The organism is Cellulosimicrobium sp. GQ32 (assembly GCF_059758455.1).
In genome coordinates, this window is sequence record NZ_JCAXEP010000006.1 from 207,169 (window position 1) to 223,073 (window position 15,905).

14 protein-coding genes and 1 tRNA gene are annotated in these 15,905 nt (G+C 74.0%); 8 read left to right on the forward strand and 7 right to left on the reverse strand.

Features of this window, described 5'->3' with window-relative positions:
* Window positions 1-1,476 (reverse strand): DUF4232 domain-containing protein, encoded by a 1,476-nt coding sequence (locus AC6CH9_RS12195; RefSeq protein ID WP_498155113.1) that lies wholly within the window; start codon window positions 1,474-1,476, stop codon window positions 1-3.
* A 224-nt stretch (window positions 1,477-1,700) separates the two neighbouring features.
* On the opposite strand from AC6CH9_RS12195, the gene AC6CH9_RS12200 reads away from it, so the two are divergent.
* The gene (locus AC6CH9_RS12200; RefSeq protein ID WP_498155114.1) at window positions 1,701-2,441 is read left to right on the forward strand and encodes a DUF2625 family protein; all 741 of its coding nucleotides are present in this window, start codon (window positions 1,701-1,703) and stop codon (window positions 2,439-2,441) included.
* A 4-nt stretch (window positions 2,442-2,445) separates the two neighbouring features.
* Here AC6CH9_RS12200 and sigJ read toward each other — a convergent pair whose 3' ends face one another.
* Window positions 2,446-3,390 (reverse strand): RNA polymerase sigma factor SigJ, encoded by a 945-nt coding sequence (gene sigJ / locus AC6CH9_RS12205; protein ID WP_498155115.1) that lies wholly within the window; start codon window positions 3,388-3,390, stop codon window positions 2,446-2,448.
* Window positions 3,387-4,142: an SDR family oxidoreductase gene (locus tag AC6CH9_RS12210; protein ID WP_498155116.1), complete on the reverse strand. Its 756-nt coding sequence runs from the start codon at window positions 4,140-4,142 to the stop codon at window positions 3,387-3,389. Before AC6CH9_RS12210 ends, sigJ begins: the two co-directional genes overlap by 4 nt.
* Before the next feature lie 106 nt (window positions 4,143-4,248).
* Here AC6CH9_RS12210 and AC6CH9_RS12215 point away from each other — a divergent pair, with 106 nt between their 5' ends.
* The 4 genes from AC6CH9_RS12215 to AC6CH9_RS12230 all read left to right on the forward strand — a co-directional run bounded on the left by AC6CH9_RS12215 (window position 4,249) and on the right by AC6CH9_RS12230 (window position 8,753).
* Entirely contained in the window at window positions 4,249-4,980 is a 732-nt protein-coding gene (locus AC6CH9_RS12215; protein WP_498155117.1) for a GntR family transcriptional regulator, read from the forward strand.
* Window positions 4,981-5,009: 29 nt separating this feature from the next.
* Entirely contained in the window at window positions 5,010-6,623 is a 1,614-nt protein-coding gene (locus AC6CH9_RS12220) for an MmgE/PrpD family protein (RefSeq protein ID WP_498155118.1), read from the forward strand.
* Window positions 6,623-7,540 (forward strand): methylisocitrate lyase, encoded by a 918-nt coding sequence (gene prpB, locus AC6CH9_RS12225; RefSeq protein WP_498155119.1) that lies wholly within the window; start codon window positions 6,623-6,625, stop codon window positions 7,538-7,540. Before AC6CH9_RS12220 ends, prpB begins: the two co-directional genes overlap by 1 nt.
* Before the next feature lie 79 nt (window positions 7,541-7,619).
* Window positions 7,620-8,753 (forward strand): bifunctional 2-methylcitrate synthase/citrate synthase, encoded by a 1,134-nt coding sequence (locus tag AC6CH9_RS12230; RefSeq protein WP_498155120.1) that lies wholly within the window; start codon window positions 7,620-7,622, stop codon window positions 8,751-8,753.
* A 388-nt stretch (window positions 8,754-9,141) separates the two neighbouring features.
* Here the strand turns inward: AC6CH9_RS12230 and AC6CH9_RS12235 are convergent, their stop codons facing one another.
* The gene (locus AC6CH9_RS12235; RefSeq protein WP_498155121.1) at window positions 9,142-10,374 is read right to left on the reverse strand and encodes an NAD(P)/FAD-dependent oxidoreductase; all 1,233 of its coding nucleotides are present in this window, start codon (window positions 10,372-10,374) and stop codon (window positions 9,142-9,144) included.
* A 252-nt stretch (window positions 10,375-10,626) separates the two neighbouring features.
* Between AC6CH9_RS12235 and AC6CH9_RS12240 the strand changes: the two genes are divergently transcribed.
* The gene (locus tag AC6CH9_RS12240) at window positions 10,627-11,451 is read left to right on the forward strand and encodes a bestrophin-like domain (protein ID WP_498155122.1); all 825 of its coding nucleotides are present in this window, start codon (window positions 10,627-10,629) and stop codon (window positions 11,449-11,451) included.
* Window positions 11,452-11,524: 73 nt separating this feature from the next.
* On the opposite strand, the gene AC6CH9_RS12245 is transcribed toward AC6CH9_RS12240, so the two are convergent.
* The 3 genes from AC6CH9_RS12245 to AC6CH9_RS12255 all read right to left on the reverse strand — a co-directional run bounded on the left by AC6CH9_RS12245 (window position 11,525) and on the right by AC6CH9_RS12255 (window position 15,080).
* A tRNA-Pro gene (locus tag AC6CH9_RS12245) sits at window positions 11,525-11,601 on the reverse strand.
* A gap of 156 nt (window positions 11,602-11,757) precedes the next feature.
* Complete coding sequence (locus tag AC6CH9_RS12250; RefSeq protein WP_498155123.1) at window positions 11,758-12,756, reverse strand: metallophosphoesterase; 999 nt, start codon at window positions 12,754-12,756, stop codon at window positions 11,758-11,760.
* A complete protein-coding gene (locus AC6CH9_RS12255; RefSeq protein ID WP_498155124.1) occupies window positions 12,720-15,080 on the reverse strand; it encodes a transglycosylase domain-containing protein in 2,361 nt (786 codons plus the stop codon). The genes AC6CH9_RS12250 and AC6CH9_RS12255 overlap by 37 nt, the downstream gene beginning before the upstream one ends.
* 129 nt (window positions 15,081-15,209) lie before the next feature.
* Here AC6CH9_RS12255 and sp36 point away from each other — a divergent pair, with 129 nt between their 5' ends.
* Entirely contained in the window at window positions 15,210-15,374 is a 165-nt protein-coding gene (sp36, locus tag AC6CH9_RS12260) for a Sp36 family protein (RefSeq protein WP_021481786.1), read from the forward strand.
* Window positions 15,374-15,862 carry a RidA family protein gene (locus tag AC6CH9_RS12265; RefSeq protein WP_498155125.1) on the forward strand — a complete coding sequence of 163 codons (489 nt, stop codon included), beginning with the start codon at window positions 15,374-15,376 and terminating at the stop codon, window positions 15,860-15,862. The genes sp36 and AC6CH9_RS12265 overlap by 1 nt, the downstream gene beginning before the upstream one ends.
* The last annotated feature ends 43 nt before the right edge of the window (window positions 15,863-15,905 follow it).

A 15,905-nucleotide genomic window follows, 5' to 3' on the forward strand; every position in this document is an offset into this window, starting at 1 on the left:
TCAGCTCGCGAGCTCCCGCGCGGGCGTCCACGACCCGATCGTCGCGGTCCCGCCGCCGAGCAGGTCGAGGCCGTCCCCGACGCCGGGGATCCCCGCGAGCCCGACGACGGACTCGGTGTCGCCCGGGTGCGGGGCCACGAGCAGCGTCGTGACGAGCGGCGGGTCGTCGGCCGTCGACCCGCCGCGCCACGAGAGCGCGGCCCAGGCGGTGGCGCCGGGTGCGAGCGCGAGCGGGGCGAGGCCGTCGTCGTCCGGCTCGAGGAGCACGTCCGTCTCCGCGCCGTCGTCCGCGACGAAGCGCACCGCGGGCGCGCCCGCGAGGACGCACTCCGCGCCGCCGTCGTTGCGGGCCGAGAGCGTGAGGAACCGGCGCCCCGCCGCGGCGTCGAACCCGAGGGCCCCGAGCGCGAGGTCGCCGGGCGCGCACGCGCCCGCGGGGCGCGTCCCGGCGGTCGGGGCGACCCCCGCGACGAACCCGGAGCGCGTCGCGGTCGCGCCGCCGTCGGTCGCGCCGTGGACCTGGTACGCGAGCACCGGGCCGGGGTAGGCCGCGCCGTCGAGGACGCGCGCGACCACGGCCGCGTCGCCCGAGGTGACCACCGTGAGCAGGGGGTGCTGCGGGAACGTGTCGCGGACGGCGTCGTGCACGACCTGCGTCACGCCGGGCTCCGTCGCGACGTCGGCCAGGAGCGTGAGCAGGGCGTCGTCGGGGACGGTCAGCCCGTCGCCGTCGTAGGTGCCGACACCGGAGCCCTGGACGCCGAGGCTCGTCAGCCCGCGGTCTTCGGCCCGCACGAGCGCGGCGACGGGGACGAGGTCGTCGGCCGAGCGGACGTCGACCGAGGCGGCGCCCGGGGCGAGGTGCACGCGTCGCACGGAGTCGTGGGCGACGAGGCGCACCGCGTCGGCGACCGCGTCGGCCCCGAGGAGGTCGGGGCGCGGCTCCCCGGTGACCGGGTCGACGTCGGGGACGGTGGGAGCTCCCGGACCGTGCTCGACGGCGAGCGTCCCGCCGCCGGTGCCCGTGCCCTCGACGCGGAGCGACCACGCGCCGCCGCCGGGTACGGCTGCGACGATCGCGCTCGCGTCCCTGGCGGTGCGCTGCGCGGCCTCGGGGGACGGGAGCGGTGTCACGAGCGTGATCTCGGCCGACGTGCCCACCCTTCCGTTCGTCTGCGCGTCCTCGACGCCCGGCAGGGCGAGGAGGAGCGCGATCATGTCCTCCGTCCCCTGTTCCGGATCGCCCGACCCGGGCGGCGTCGCCGCCGGCCCGTCCGGCGACGACGGGAGCGCGGCCGGGCCGACAGCACCGGCGGCGTCGAGGACCGCGGGGGCGAGGAGCGCGGCGACGACCGCGAGGCCCACGCCGGCGACCGACGCGACGACGGCGACCGTGCTCGGTGGGACCCGGTGCGCTCTCGCGGGTCGAGATCCGTCGGTGCCGTCCGCCGTCGGTGCGGTGCGCTCGTCGTCCACGGCCGAGACGCTACCCACGCGGGCGCCCCGGCGTGGCCGCGCCGACGCGGTCTGCGCGGGCTCGCCCCCGAGTCTTCACACCCGCCCGACGGCGGGCGGACGAGCGGCAGCCGGCGGTACGCAGGAGCCCTTCCGAATCGGTCTTTCAGCCCATCGGGGGACCTGCCGGGCGCCGCTTCATAGCAGGACTCCTGGATACCGGCAACATCTGGCATGATCCGGCCATGGCAGTGAGGACGGCAGCGGAGCTGGCGGCGGTCGACGACCCCGCCTGGCCGACGCTCTCCCGCATGCTCGGGCGCGGTGGCGTGGAGGTCGTCCCGGCCCCGGCGTGGTCGCTCGAGGTCCTCTTCCGGCTCCAGGTCACCGTCCGCTCGACGCTGGGCGCGCTCGCGCTGCACACCGGCGGGGTGCTCGTCGACGGCGGGTGGCTGCGGATCATCGGCGGGGGCGGGGCCGGGCTGCCCGACCTCGCGACCGTCAACGGGCTCGGCGAGCCGGGGGACGACAGCGTGGCGCCGTCGGTCCTCGTCGTCGCGTACGACGTGCTCGGCGGCACGTTCGCGATCAACGGCGGCGGTCTCCCGGGCCAGCTCGGCAACGTCAACTACTTCGCGCCCGACGCGCTCACGTGGGTGGACCTCGGGTTCGGCCAGGCCGCGTTCCTCGAGTGGGCGGTGAGCGGCGGGACGACGGAGTTCTACGCATCCGTCCGGTGGCCCGGCTGGTACGACGAGATCGGGGCGGTCCGCCTCGACGAGGGGCTGAGCCTCTACCCGCCGCTGTGGTCGGAGGAGGGGCGCGACGTCGCGCGGTCGTCGCGCACCCCCGTCCCGCTCGGCGAGCTGGTCGACTGGCACTTCGAGATGGCCGAGCGCATGACGCCGGTCGACGACTACGTGCGCGACGCCGACGAGCACCTCGACGGCTACGGCGGCTGGCCGGCCGAGGGTTACCGGCCGTAGCGGGTCAGGGCCACCACGGGCCGGCGTCGTCGAGGAGCCCCGGCGGCACCGTGCTCAGCTTGTCGGGGTTCCGCACGATGTCGAGCGCCGCGATGCGGCCGTCGGCGACCGTGAACGCCAGGACCGTGAGCACCCCCGAGCCGTCGACGAGCGCGAGCCCCGGACTGCCGTTGACGTCGACGGCCCCCGCGCCGCGCGGCCGGTTGCGGAGGTAGGAGAGCAGGACGTCCCCGACGCTCTGCGCCCCCTGGACGGGGTGCCGCAGCGCGCGGACCTTGCCGCCGCCGTCGCCCCGGAGCGTCACGTCGGGGTCGAGCAGGCCGAGCAGCGCCGGCAGGTCGTCGCCCGCGCACGCCGCGACGAACGCCTCGACGACGCGCTCCTGCTCGGCGCGCGACGTCCGACCGCGCGGCCGTCCCGCCTCGACGTCCTTGCGAGCGCGCGACGCGAGCTGGCGCACCGCCGCGGGGGAGCGCCCGACGACGTCGCCCACCTCCTCGAACGGCAGCCCGAAGACGTCGTGCAGGACGAACGCGACGCGCTGCGCGGGGGAGAGGCGCTCGAGCACGACGAGCAGGGCCATGCTCACCTCCTCGTCGAGCGTGGCGCGGTCGGCGGGATCGGCGGCGTCCAGCGCGGTCGCGGCGGACGACGCGACCGGGGAGCGCGCGCCGGGCGCCGTGACGACGGGTTCGGGCAGCCACGTCCCGACGTAGCGCTCGCGCCGCACGCGCGCGCTGCCGAGCACGTCGAGCGCGAGGCGGCCGACCGTCGTCGTGAGCCACGCCGCGAGGTTGCGGATCGACGCCGGGTCCTGGGTGCGCAGGCGCAGCCACGCGTCCTGCACGCAGTCCTCGGCGTCCGACCAGGACCCGGTCGTCGCGTAGGCGAGGCGCAGGAGGCGCGGCCGCTCGGCCTCGAAGGCGTGCGCGAGGTCGTCGGTGCTCATCGCGCGGCCGCCGCGGTGGGCTGGGCGGCGAGCCAGTCGCGGAAGGTCGTCGTGCCGCGCGCGTCGGGGTGCGGGTCGGTGAGGCCGCCCGCGCGCAGCGCGCGCCCGAGCTTCCCGGGCAGCGGGACCCGGACGGGGAGCGCCCGCGAGCCGGTCGCCGCGCGCCAGGTGCGCGCCGCGTCCCGCAGGTCCAGGACCTCCGGCCCGGCGACGGTCGTGGCCGAGCGGAGCGGCTCGCGTCCCGCGGCGTCGGCGACGGCCGAGGCCGCGTCCCGCGCCGCGACCGGCTGGACCGGCGCGCGCAGCAGCGGCAGGACACCGCGGCGCGCGGCGCCCGCGAGCGTCCCGGCGACGAACTCGTGGAACTGCGTCACGGCGACGACCGTCCACGGGACGTCGCCGGCGGCGACCGCCCGCTCCTGCTCGACTTTCACGCCGTAGTAGGCCATCGGCACATCGTGGCATCCCACGATCGAGACGAGCACGTGGTGCCGCACCCCGGCGTCGTGCTCGGCCGCCAGGAGCCGCCGCGTCCCGTCGACGAGCGTCGCGCGCGCGTCCGCCGTCGACGACGACGCGTTGCTCGCGTCCACGACCACGTCGACCCCGGCGAGCGCGGTGGAGAGCCCGGTGCCCGTCGTGAGGTCGACGGCGTACCGCTCCGCGTGCCGGCTCAGCGCGCGCACCTCGTGCCCGCGCGCGGTCAGCGCCGCGACGACGTGCCGACCGATCGTCCCTGTCCCACCTGTCACTGCGATCCTCATACCCGTACGACGCCACAGCACCCTCGAGTTGTGACATCGCCGCTCGCGGAGGCACTTGTATACAAGTGCGCAGGGCGTGTGGCACGATGGCCGGGTGACGACGACGCCCGACCTGCGCGCCGCCGTCGGGCAGGCCACGACGGCGCCCGGCGACGCGGGCCTCGCGCGCCGACAGTCCGGCGCCCGCGCGGTCTACGACCTCCTCCGCGACCGCATCATCGACGGTTCGCTCGCACCCGACGCACGCCTCACCGAGCCCGTGCTGTCCGCCGAGCTCGGCGTCTCCCGGACCCCGGTGCGCGAGGCGCTGCGCCTGCTCCAGGCGGAGGCGCTCGTCGTCGAGCTGCCTACCGGGGGAGTGCGCGTCGCGCCGCTCGACGTCGCGGACGCACGTCGCGTCTACGACGTGCGCGCCCGCCTCGAGGGCCTGCTCGCCCGGGACGCGTGCGAGCGCGCCACGCCCGACGACGTCGCCCGCCTCGTCCGGCTCGTGACGCTCATGGACGCCGTGCGCGACCACGAGGACGAGGTGCTGCGCGTCGGCGCGCAGTTCCACGGCGAGATCGAGACCCTCGCCGACAACCGCTGGGGGTCGGCGCTCCTGCGCCAGATCCGCGGCCACGTCGACCGGTACCGCGCGCTCGCCGCGCGTCGCCGCGTCGGTACCACCGACCACGTCGACGAGCACCGCGCCGTCGCCGACGCCATCGCGAGCCGCGACGCCGCCGCCGCCGAGGCGGCGATGCGCGCCCACATCGAGCGCAGCGCCGCCCTCGCCGAGCAGTCGCTGCGCGGCGCCGGGTCGGCGACCGACGACCTCCCCTGACCACCGCCCACCGCACGACGGAGACACCGATGCCGTACACCCACCACCTGCGCGTCTACCCCAGCGCGGAGCCGCTCGACCGCACCGACCAGCTCGCGTGGAAGCTCGCCGAGCTCGCGACCGACCCCGTCGAGGTCACGCCCGAGGTCGTCGACATGGTGATCAACCGGGTCATCGACAACGCGGCCGTCGCCGCGGCCAGCCTCACGCGCGGCCCCGCGGTCGCGGCGCGCGGTCAGGCGCTCGCGCACCCGTACACCCCGGGGTCGACGGTGTTCGGCTGCGGCCTCGACACCCGTACGAGCCCCGAGTGGGCGGCGTGGGCGAACGGCGTCGCGGTGCGCGAGCTCGACTTCCACGACACGTTCCTCGCCGCCGAGTACTCCCACCCGGGCGACAACATCCCGCCGATCCTCGCCGTCGCGCAGCACGCCGGGTCCGACGGCGCCGCGGTCGTGCGGGCGATCGCGACCGGCTACGAGATCCAGGTCGACCTCGTCCGCGCGATCAGCCTCCACAAGCACAAGATCGACCACGTCGCGCACCTCGGGCCGTCGGCCGCCGCGGGCATCGGGACGCTGCTCGGCCTCGACACCGAGACGGTGTTCCAGGCGATCGGCCAGGCCCTGCACACGACGACGGCCACGCGCCAGTCCCGCAAGGGCCAGATCTCCACGTGGAAGGCGCACGCCCCCGCGTTCGCGGGCAAGGTCGCGGTCGAGGCCGTCGACCGGGCGATGCGCGGCCAGACGTCGCCCGAGCCGATCTACGAGGGCGAGGACGGCGTCGTCGCCTGGCTGCTCGACGGCCCGGACGCGGCGTACGACGTCGTGCTCCCGGCCCCCGGCGAGCCGAAGACGGCGATCCTCGACACGTACACCAAGGAGCACTCCGCGGAGTACCAGTCGCAGGCGCTCATCGACCTCGCCCGGGCGCTGCACGACGAGCACCCGTGGCTCGCCGACCCGGACAACGTGACGAGCGTCGTCATCCACACGAGCCACCACACCCACTACGTCATCGGCTCGGGCGCGAACGACCCGCAGAAGTACGACCCGACGGCGTCGCGCGAGACGCTCGACCACTCGATCCCGTACATCTTCGCGGTCGCGCTCCAGGACGGCGGCTGGCACCACGTCGACTCGTACACGCCCGAGCGCGCGAGCCGACCCGACACGGTCGCGCTGTGGACCAAGGTCACGACGGCCGAGGACCCGGAGTGGACGCGCCGCTACCACTCGACGGACCCGGCCGAGAAGGCGTTCGGCGGGCGCGTCGAGATCGAGCTCGCCGACGGCGGCCGGCTCGTCCGCGAGATCGCTGTCGCCGACGCGCACCCGCTCGGCGCGCGGCCGTTCGGCCGCGATCAGTACGTGAAGAAGTTCCGCACGCTCGCGGCGGGGGTCCTCGAGGACGCCGAGATCGAGCGCTTCCTCGACCTCGCGCAGCGGCTCCCGTCGCTCACGCCGGCCGAGGTCCGCGAGCTGACGATCGTCGGGCGGCCCGGGCTCCTCGACTCCGTCCCGACCCCGACCGGCCTGTTCGAGCTCGGGCGCGACGGCACCCCCGCGCACCCTGAGGTCGAGGGCGAGGGGTTCACCATGCACGAGGCCGACGAGACGACCGAGGGAGAGGCGCGCTGATGCTGTACAGCCAGGTGACGGCGTCGGACAAGCGGCGCGCGTTCCGCGCGGCGCTCGACGCCGCGGCGACCACGGGAGATCCGCTGCGGCTCCCCGGCGCGTTCAACCCGCTGTCCGCGCGCCTGATCCAGGACAAGGGCTTCGAGGGCGTGTACGTGTCCGGGGCCGTGCTGTCGGCGGACCTCGGCCTGCCCGACATCGGCCTCACGACGCTCACCGAGGTCGCGGGGCGCTCGCAGCAGATCGCGCGCGTCACGGACCTGCCCGCGCTCGTCGACGCCGACACCGGCTTCGGCGAGCCGATGAACGTCGCGCGCACCGTCCAGGCGCTCGAGGACGCGGGCGTCGCGGGCGCGCACGTCGAGGACCAGGTCAACCCCAAGCGGTGCGGCCACCTCGACGGCAAGGAGGTCGTCGGGCTCGAGGAGGCGGCCAAGCGCGTCCGCGCGGCCGCCGACGCGCGCCGCGACCCGGGCTTCCTGGTCATGGCGCGCACCGACGTCCGTGGCACGATCCCCGGCGACGCCGGGCTGCGCGCCGCGATCGACCGTGCGAGGGCGCTCGTCGACGCGGGCGCCGACGCGATCTTCCCCGAGGCCATGAAGGACCTGTCGGAGTTCGAGGCCGTGGCGTCCGCCGTGGACGTGCCCGTGCTCGCCAACATGACCGAGTTCGGCAAGTCCGAGCTCTTCACGCGCCGCCAGCTCGGCGACGCCGGCGTCCGGCTGATCATCTACCCCGTCACGCTCCTGCGGGTCGCGATGGGCGCCGCCGAGCGCGCGCTCGACGAGATCGCCGAGGCCGGCACCCAGGCGGGGCAGGTCGAGGGCATGCAGACCCGCGCACGGCTCTACGAGCTGCTCGACTACGCCGCCTACAACACCTTCGACGAGGGCATCTTCACCTACCGGCCCTGACGACCGGCCGGTGCCGCGCGCCCGTCGGCCGCGGCACCGGCATCTCCCCGCGACCCGTGCTGCACGAAGGAGTGACCGCATGACCACCACCGCACCGACCACCGACGCGCCCGAGATCCGCAAGGGCCTCGCAGGCGTCGTCGTCGATGTCACCGCGATCTCGAAGGTCAACCCCGAGACGAACTCGCTCCTGTACCGCGGCTACCCGGTGCAGGACCTCGCCGCGCGCCGCAGCTTCGAGGAGGTCGCCCACCTCCTGTGGCACGGCGAGCTCCCGACGCCCGAGCAGCTCGCCGAGCAGACCGCCGTCGAGCGCGCGCACCGCGCCCTGCCCGGCAACGTGCGCAACGCGATCCTCGAGCTGCCGACGACGTGCCACCCCATGGACGTCGTCCGCACCGCGATCTCCCAGCTCGGCGCGCACGACCCGGACGCCGAGGACTCGTCGCCCGAGGCCGAGCAGGCCAAGGCCGTCCGCCTGTGGGCCGTGCTGCCCGCCGCCGTCGCGCTCGACCAGCGCCGTCGTCGGGGCCAGCAGATCGTCGAGCCGCGCGACGACCTCACGTACGCCGAGAACTTCCTGTGGATGACGTTCGGCGAGGTCCCCGAGCCCGCGGTCGTGCGCGCGTTCGAGGTCTCGATGGTGCTGTACGCCGAGCACTCCTTCAACGCCTCGACCTTCACCGCGCGCGTCATCACGTCGACGCTGTCGGACCTGCACTCCGCCGTGACCGGCGCCGTCGGCGCGCTCAAGGGCCCGCTCCACGGCGGCGCGAACGAGGCCGTCATGGCGACGTTCGCCGAGATCGGGACCGCTGACCGGGCCGAGGCCTGGCTCGACGACGCGCTCGCGCACAAGCGCAAGATCATGGGCTTCGGGCACCGCGTCTACAAGCACGGCGACTCGCGCGTGCCGACCATGCGCGCGACGCTCGACGACCTCGTCGCGCACTACGGCCGCCAGGACCTCCTCGACCTCTACGTCGCGCTCGAGGCCGCGATGACCGAGCGCAAGAACATCCTCCCCAACCTCGACTACCCGGCGGGCCCCGCGTACCACCTCATGGGCTTCGACACGCAGATCTTCACCCCGCTGTTCGTCGCCTCGCGCGTGGTGGGCTGGACCGCGCACGTCATGGAGCAGCGCGCCGCCAACGCCCTCATCCGCCCGCTCAGCGAGTACGTCGGCCCGCCCCAGCGCGACCTCCCCTGACACCGGGGCAGAACCCTGGCCGCGCGAGGTAGAGCCCTGGTCTGCCGAGGTAGAGCCGTGGTCGCGCGAGGTAGAGCCCTGGTCGGCCGAGGTAGAGCCGTGGTTCTTGTGCGCGACGGCGTGTGGTTGCGTCGGGTGGTCGCCCGGCGTCGTCTCGCCGTGGTCGTCGCTCACCCGGGCGGCTGCCCGCGGTGCCGGTCGGTTCCCGCCGTGCGGTGAGGGCGCGGGTCGGCGGGTCGCGACGGGAGATCCGGCTGGGGCGGCCGACCCGTCGCTGTCGGGCATGACCACGGCTCTACCTCGGCCGACCACGGCTCTACCTCGGCCGACCACGGCTCTACCTCGGCAGACCACGGCTCTACCTCGGGGGGTCAGATGGGCCTCTCGTTCAGCCGACGAACGACTCCAGCTCGGAGCGGTCGACGGCGTCGCGGTGGATGAGGGCCTTGACGTCCTCCATGCGGTCCCAGACGTTGACGGCCATGCCCGCCTCGACGCGGCCGTCCTTGACCCAGAACGCGACGAGCTCGCGGTCGGGGACGGAGCCGGAGACCACGACCTCGTCGTAGGCGTCGGGCCCGGCGACGAAGCCGAGGTACTCCATGCCGACGTCGTACTGGTCGGAGAAGAAGTAGGGCAGCTCGGGGTAGGGGTCCGTCGCGCCGAGCATCGCGCGCGCGGCGTGCGGGCCCTGGTTGAGCGCGGTCGCCCAGTGCTCGACGCGCACCGACCGCCCGTAGCGCGCGGTCGGCACGCTCGCGATGTCGCCGGCGACGAAGACGTCGGGCTCGGTGGTCTGGAGCGTCGTGGAGGCGACGACGCCGCCCGTCGCGGAGTCGAGCGCGAGGCCCGCGTCCCGGGCGAGCGCGACGTTCGGGACCGCGCCCACGGCGACGAGCACCAGGTCGGCGGCGACGTGCGTCCCGTCGGCGATGTCGACGCCGGTCGCCCGGCCGCCCTGGCCCGAGATGCCCGTGACCTGGGCGCGGCGGTGGAGGTGGACGCCGTGGTCGGTGTGGACCTGCCCGTACAGCTCGCCCATCTCCGGTCCCAGGACGCGCTCGAGGGGGTGGGTGCCGAGCCCGATCACCGTGACGTCGAGCCCCAGCGAGCGGGCGGAGGCCGCGACCTCGAGCCCGATCCAGCCGTCACCGACGATCGCGAGCCGGCCTGCGCCGCCGTCGTGGGCAGCACGCAGCGCGGCGGCGAGCGCGTCGCTGTCGTCGAGCGTGCGCAGCTCGTGGACCCCGTCCAGGTCGAGGCCGGGCATCTGGATCCGGCGCGGGTCCGAGCCGGTCGCGAGCAGCAGCTTCTCGTACGGCAGGTTCCGGCCGTCGGCGAGGGACACGCTCCGCCCCGCGAGGTCGACGGCGGTCGCCTCGGTCCCGGTGAGGAGCTCGACGTCGTGCTCGGCGTACCAGTCCGCGGAGAGGGGGAACACCGACTCGCGCTCGGCCTCGCCGCGCAGGTAGTCCTTGGAGAGCGGCGGCCGCTCGTACGGTCGGTGCGGCTCGCGCGCGACGACGGTCAGCCCGCCGTCGTAGCCCTCGTCGCGCAGCGTCTCGACCGCCTTCGCCGCGGCGAGCCCTCCTCCGACGACGACGTGACGACCAGCGCTCATGGCGACCTCCGCGGTGACTCGGGGGCCCGGGACTCGGGCGGACTGCCTCAGTCTCGCGCGATCTCGTGCGCCGTGCGAGGTGCGGGGCAGGTGCCGGGAGGCCCCTGGGCGCGGCGGACGCCAGGTCGCGACGCCACGCTGCCCCGGCGTTCATGCGTTTCGCGTGACGACCCCGCGCGGTGCCCCCGGGCAGGCTGGCCAGGACAGCACCCGCCGTGCACCGTGCGGCGGTTCCCGCGCGGAGGAGGTGCCGTGAGCATCGTCGTCGGCGCGATCGTGACCGTCGCCGTCGTCGCGGTGGCCGTCGGGGCGATGCTGCTCGTCCGGCGGCGCGCACCCGCCGGGAGCCGGTTCAGCGACGGCGACCGGGCGTCCGGGGTCTTCGGCGTGGTCGCCACCGGCTTCTCGGTGCTCCTGGGCTTCATCGTGTTCCTCGCGTTCGAGTCGTACGACGAGGCGCGGAGCGGCGCCGAGTCGGAGGCACGGATCGTCGTGCAGCAGCTCGAGACCGCGCAGTTCTTCGCCCCCGACGACGCGGCGCGGCTCTCCGGCGAGCTCGTCTGCTACGCCCGGTACGTCGTCGCGGATGAGTGGGAGCAGATGGCGGACGGCGAGCTCGGCGAGGCGGTGAACCCGTGGGGGGTCGCCCTCTACCGGACCGTCCGCGACGTCGTCCCCGCGTCGGACACCCAGCAGTCCGCCTACGACCGGTGGATGGACCAGACCGCGGCGCGCGAGGACGCACGCCAGTCCCGCGTGCACGGTGCGGAAGGCCTGATCCCCCTGCCGTTGTGGCTGGTGCTCTTCGTCGTCTCCGGGACTGTCTTCGTCTTCCTGCTGTTCTTCGCGGACTCCGCGGAGCGTGCCGCGACGCAGGGCCTGCTCATGGGCAGCGTCGCACTCGTCGTCACGCTCCTGCTGTGCCTGCTCGCGTTCTTCGACCACCCGCACGGGCACCAGGTCGGCAAGCTGCGCCCGACGGCGATGGAGCGCAGCCTCGTCCTCCTGGTGGGGGAGTCGGCGGCGGCGGGGGTGGAGATCGACCCGCCGTGCGACGACTCGGGGACGGCGGCCTAGCCTGCGGGCCTGCCAGCACCCGCCGCCTGACATGACGAAGGCCCGGAATCGTTGCGATTCCGGGCCTTCCGCCTGGTCGGGGTGACAGGATTTGAACCTGCGACCTCTTCGTCCCGAACGAAGCGCGCTACCAAGCTGCGCCACACCCCGGTTGCTCGTCCGCGCGATGGTCGACGAGGAGGCCTCGTCTTCCGCGCGGGAAGCCTGCCCAGAATAGCCGACGAAGTGCCGTGCCACGAAACTCGATCCCCGTGACCCCCGCGACACCCGCTGCGCGCGCCCGCGGGGACAGGATGTGCGGCCCGATCAGCGTGCCGCGAGGGTGAGCAGCGTCGCCTCGGGGCGGCACGCGAACCGCACCTGCGCGTACGGCGAGGTCCCCGCCCCGGCGGAGACGTGCAGCCACGTCGAGTCCTCGCCACCGGGGGCGTCGGGCCGAGCGCCGGGCCAGCCGTGCAGTCCCTTGGCCCGCTTGCGGTCGATGTCGCAGTTCGTCACGAGCGCCCCGAACCCCGGCACGCAGAGCTGCCCGCCGTGGGTGTGGCCGGCGAGGACCAGGTCCGCGGCGTCGTCGTGCATGGCGTCCAGGACGCGCCGGTACGGCGCGTGCGTGACCCCGACGCGGAGCACCGGGCCGTCGCTCGACGGCGTCTCGGAGCCGGCGCGGGGCGCGTCCGGCGCGGCGGGAGCAGGAAAGACGTCCCGGTCGAGGTGGGGGTCGTCCACGCCGACGAGGTCGAGGCGGACCCCGCCGACGTCGAGGACGTCGCGACGGTTCGTGAGGTCGACCCACCCTGCGTCACGCATCGCCGCCGCCAGCTCGCCGGCAGGGAGCAGCCGGGCCTCGCGGGCGAACGGAACGCGCGCGTCCGGCAGGAGGTACCGTGCGGGGTTCTTGGGGACGGGTGCGTAGTAGTCGTTCGACCCCATGACGAAGGCGCCGGGGGTGGACAGGAGCGGCTCGAGCGCGTGCAGCAGCGGGTCGAGGGAGTCGACGTGCGCGAGGTTGTCGCCCGTGTCCACGACGAGGTCCGGCTCGAGCTCGGCGAGCGAGCGCACCCACTCGATCTTGCGGCGCTGGCTGGGGACCAGGTGGAGGTCCGAGACGTGGAGCACGCGCAGGTCGGGCGTGCCGGCGGGCAGCACGGGCACGGTCACGCGGCGGAGCGTGAAGAGCTTGGTCTCGACGTGCGCGTACGCGACGCCCGCCGCACCGACAGCGGCGAGCGCGCCGAGCCCGCGCAGGGCCCGGCGCCGGCCGACGGCGCTCAGCCGTTCCCCCCGCCGTCGAGGTTGTCGAACCACTCGCCGAGGTCGACGTCGTCGCGGCCGGCCCCGTTCCCGCGGTCACCGCGGTCGCCACGCCCTCCACCGGCCTCGGCGTCGGGCTCGTCACCGCCGCCCTGGTCACCGCCACCGCCCTGGTCGCCACCGCCCTGGTCACCGTCGCCATCGTCCGGGTTGGAGGGCGCCGTGGGCGGCGGGGCTGGGGCGTTCACGCGCTTCCAGTCCGGGTCGGCGAAGCCGGGTGCGGGCTTGCCGGCGAGGATCTGGTTCATGTAGTCGCGCCAGGTCGGGGCGGCCAGGCTCGAGCCGTACCAGAAGGACCGTGACTTGCCGTTGATCGTGAACCATCGGCCCGTGTCGAGCATGTTCATCGGGATGTCGCTCTCGGCGTTGCCGATCCACACCGCGGTGACGACCTGCGGCGTGTACCCGATGAACCACGTGTGCGTGTTGTTGTTCGCCGTACCGGTCTTGCCGGCGGCGGGACGCCCGTCAGCGAGCTGGTTGCCCCGCCCCGAGCCTTGCGTGAGGACCTGCTGCAGCGCGTACGTGACCGTGTTCGCGATCGCCGGGTCGATGGCGTTGGGCTGGCAGTTCGCGGACGGCACGGGCAGCTCCTTGCCGTCGGAGTCGAGGACCTTGGTGATCGCGACGGGCGAGCAGTAGGTGCCGCCGCTCGCGAACGTCGCGTACGCCGCGGCCATCTGGAGCGGGGACGAGTTCTGCGTGCCCAGGATCATCGACGCCTGCACGTCCACGACCCCTTCGTCCTTGAGCATCGACGGCTGGAAGCCGGCGGCCTTGGCGGTGTTCGCGATGCCGCACAGGTCGAGCTGGCTCGCCATCGTCGTGTACGCGGTGTTGACCGAGTTGTACGTCGCCTTGAGGACCGACATGGAACCGCTGCCCGGGCCGTCGGAGTTGGCCGGCGTCCACTTGTCGGTGCCGAGCCGCTTGCAGCTCGCGTGGAAGTCGCGGTTGATGGTCCACGTGCGCTTGTTGGCGCTCACCGTCTCGTAGAGCGAGTGCCCCTGGTTGAGCCACTCGGCGAGCACGAACGGCTTCCACGTCGAGCCGGGGGAGAACCCGTTCGACGATCCGTGAGCCTGGTCGACGCTGTAGTTCACCGCGGTCGTGTTCGGTGCCGGGTCCTGGGTGTTGTCGAACGCGCGGTTCTGTGCCATGGCGAGGATCTTGCCGGTCCCCGGCTCGACGGTGACGATCGCGTCCTCGATCTTGCTCGGGTCGTCCGCCGGCACGGCCGCCGCCGCGTGCTGCTGCGCGGCCTTCTGCATCGCGGGGTCGAGCGTCGTGTAGATGTCGAGCCCACCCCGGTAGAGCCGCGTCTGGCGCTCCTCCTTGGTCTCGCCGAAGACCGGGTCGGACATGATGATCTTCGTGACGTAGTCGCAGAAGAACGCGGCGCCGTCCTGCGCGGCCTGGCAGCCGGCCTCGAGCGGCTGGATGGCCAGGGTGTCGGCGATCGGCTGGGCGCGGCCCGAGTCGTACTCCTCCCGCGTGATGTACCCCTGCTGGTACATCTGGTTGAGCACGATGTCGCGCCGCTTCTGGGCGTTCTCCGGCTGCGTCGTCGGGTCGTACGTGGACGGGGCCTTCGTGATCCCCGCGATCGTCGCGGCCTCGACGAAGTTCAGGTCGATCGCGCTCTTGTTGAAGTAGTGCCGCGCCGCCGTCTCCACGCCGTAGACCGAGCGGCCGAACTGCGCGATGTTGAGGTAGCCCTGGAGGATCTCCTCCTTGGTCATCTTCTTCTCGAGCGCGATGGCCAGCTTGGCCTCGCGCGCCTTGCGCCCGAGCGACTTCTCGTTGGCCTCGTAGAGGGCCATGGTGTCGTCCTCGCGGACCGCCTGCTCGATGAGCACGTTCTTCACGTACTGCTGCGTGAGCGTCGAGGCACCCTGGGTGTCGCCGCCCGTGATGTTGTTCACGACCGCGCGGGGGAGTCCCTCGACGTCGACACCGCCGTGGTCCCAGAAGCGCTTGTCCTCGATCGCGATGACCGCGTTCTTCATCGCGTCCGAGACCTGGTCCAGCGGGACCACGATGCGGTTCTCGGTGTAGAACGTCGCGAGGCGCGTGGTGCCGTCGTTCGCGTAGATGCGCGACTGCTCGGACAGCGGGCCGGGCTCGAGGTCCGCCGGCAGCTCGTCGAAGACCTCGACCGCGGTGTCGGTCGCCGTGTTCGCACCGGCGGCGAGCGGGACGAGCAGCCCGGCGGCGAGCACGCCGCCCACACCGGAGACCAGCACGAACGCCAGGAAGAGAGCGACGAGCTGGTACGCGTTGATCTGCCGGCCGCGAGGACGCACAGGGGAAGCCATGGTGACAACCCTACGGGAGCGACCCTGGGAGGGCCCCGGGATCCCGGGGCTCGTGGGTGTGCGGGTTGTGTAAGCATCCCGCGGCGGTGCTCGCGGGTGGCGCCCGCGGCGGCCGACTACGCTCGCCCCATGGCAACCACGTGGGAGTACGCGACCATCCCCCTCATCATCCACAACACCAAGGCCGTCCTCGACCAGTGGGGCTCCGACGGCTGGGAGCTCGTCCAGGTCGTCACCGGCCCCGACGGCAACGGCCTCGTCGCCTACCTCAAGCGCCCGACCGGGGAGAAGTAGTGGCGGGGTTCCCCACCGGGACGATCGCCGCGCGCCTGACGGAGCTCGGCCTCGCCCTCCCGCCGGTGGCGGCGCCCGTCGCCGCCTACGTCCCCGCGGTGCGCTCGGGCCGGTACGTCTACACGTCGGGTCAGCTCCCGTTCGTGGACGGCGCGCTACCCGCGACGGGCAAGGTGGGTGACGGCGAGGGCCTCGTCGCTCCCGCGGACGCCGCGGCGCTGGCCCGGCAGTGCGCGCTGAACGCGCTCGCGGCCGTGCACGACGTCGTCGGGAACCTCGACCAGGTCGCGCGCGTCGTGAAGGTCGTCGGGTTCGTCGCGAGCGACCCGTCGTTCACGGGCCAGCCCGCCGTGGTCAACGGCGCGAGCAACCTCCTCGGGGAGGTCTTCGGCGAGGCGGGCGTCCACGCTCGCAGCGCCGTCGGCGTCGCGGTCCTGCCGCTCGACGCCCCGGTCGAGGTCGAGATCGTCGTCGAGCTCGCGGAGTAGCACCTCTCCAGCACGAGAACGGGGTCGGCGGCCAGGTCCTCGT

Coding starts and splice junctions, on each gene's coding strand:
- AC6CH9_RS12200 (WP_498155114.1), top strand. CDS start 1,701: ATGGCAGTGAGGACGGCAGCGGAGCTGGCGGCGGTCGACGACCCCGCC.
- AC6CH9_RS12235 (WP_498155121.1), bottom strand. CDS start 10,374: ATGAGCGCTGGTCGTCACGTCGTCGTCGGAGGAGGGCTCGCCGCGGCG.
- prpB (WP_498155119.1), top strand. CDS start 6,623: ATGCTGTACAGCCAGGTGACGGCGTCGGACAAGCGGCGCGCGTTCCGC.
- AC6CH9_RS12230 (WP_498155120.1), top strand. CDS start 7,620: ATGACCACCACCGCACCGACCACCGACGCGCCCGAGATCCGCAAGGGC.
- AC6CH9_RS12220 (WP_498155118.1), top strand. CDS start 5,010: ATGCCGTACACCCACCACCTGCGCGTCTACCCCAGCGCGGAGCCGCTC.
- sp36 (WP_021481786.1), top strand. CDS start 15,210: ATGGCAACCACGTGGGAGTACGCGACCATCCCCCTCATCATCCACAAC.
- AC6CH9_RS12255 (WP_498155124.1), bottom strand. CDS start 15,080: ATGGCTTCCCCTGTGCGTCCTCGCGGCCGGCAGATCAACGCGTACCAG.
- sigJ (WP_498155115.1), bottom strand. CDS start 3,390: ATGAGCACCGACGACCTCGCGCACGCCTTCGAGGCCGAGCGGCCGCGC.